The sequence below is a fragment of the Streptomyces thermovulgaris genome, from assembly GCF_002155915.1.
Taxonomy (GTDB): domain Bacteria; phylum Actinomycetota; class Actinomycetes; order Streptomycetales; family Streptomycetaceae; genus Streptomyces; species Streptomyces thermovulgaris.
The window spans coordinates 1-982 of sequence record NZ_MUME01000461.1 but is presented as its reverse complement, the minus strand read 5'-3'; the positions used below and the strand labels follow the sequence as shown (position 1 = coordinate 982).

Here is a 982-nt window from a genome sequence, read left to right as displayed (position 1 = left end):
ACCAGGTGCTGACCGACCTCTTCGACGAGGCCGCCGACTACGTCGAGGTGGTGCGCCGCCTGTGGGACAGCTGGGAGGACGACGCGGAGATCCGGGACGTGGCCACCGGCCGCTTCATCGACCGCGACAAGCTGCACTACATCGACTTCCGGGGCAGGTTCTTCAGCGTCAAGGGCCCCTCCATCACCCCCCGCCCGCCCCAGGGCCAGCCGCTCGTCAGCGCCCTCGCCCACCACACCGTCCCGTACCGCTTCGTGGCCCGGCAGGCGGACATCGGCTACACCACCCCGCACGACACCGACGAGGCCCGCGCGATCGTCGCCGAGATCCGCGCCGAGCAGAGGACGGCCGGCCGTGCCGGCGAGCCGCTGCACATCTTCGCGGACCTGGTGGTCTTCCTGGACGACGACCCGGCCGAGGCCACCGCCCGCCGGGAGCGACTGGACGCCCTCGCGGGAGAGCCGTACACCGGCGACGCCCGTGTCTTCACCGGCACACCCGCCCAACTCGCCGATCTGTTGCAGGAGTTCCAGTCCGCCGGACTGACCGGCTTCCGGCTGCGCCCCGCCGTCCTCGGCCACGACCTCCCGGCGATCACCCGGGGCCTGGTCCCCGAACTCCAGCGCCGCGNNGGCCGGCCAACCGCTACGCAGCCACCGCCACAGCCACCGCCTGAGCCGGAGGGACGTCCACGACCATGAGCAAGCCGCTGAAGCAGATCCACCTGGCCGCCCACTTCCCCGGCGTCAACAACACCACCGTGTGGAGCGACCCGAGGTCCGGCAGCCACATCGAGTTCAGCTCCTTCGTGCACTTCGCACGGACCGCCGAACGCGCCAAGTTCGACTTCCTGTTCCTCGCCGAGGGCCTGCGGCTGCGCGAACAGGGCGGAAAGATCTACGACCTGGACGTCGTCGGCCGCCCCGACACCTTCACCGTCCTCGCCGCGCTCGCCGCCGTCACCGAGCACCTCGGCCTGACC

At 71.4% G+C, this 982-nt stretch carries 1 protein-coding gene and 1 pseudogene; both read left to right on the top strand.

The window, feature by feature from the left end:
* Positions 1–629, top strand: a pseudogene (locus CCN35_RS26365) (LLM class flavin-dependent oxidoreductase); the annotation flags it as partial.
* Between the two features lie 68 nt (positions 630–697).
* Positions 698–982, top strand: a 285-nt coding sequence (locus CCN35_RS26360) for an LLM class flavin-dependent oxidoreductase (RefSeq protein WP_143631847.1), incomplete at its 3' end; no start/stop codon positions are given.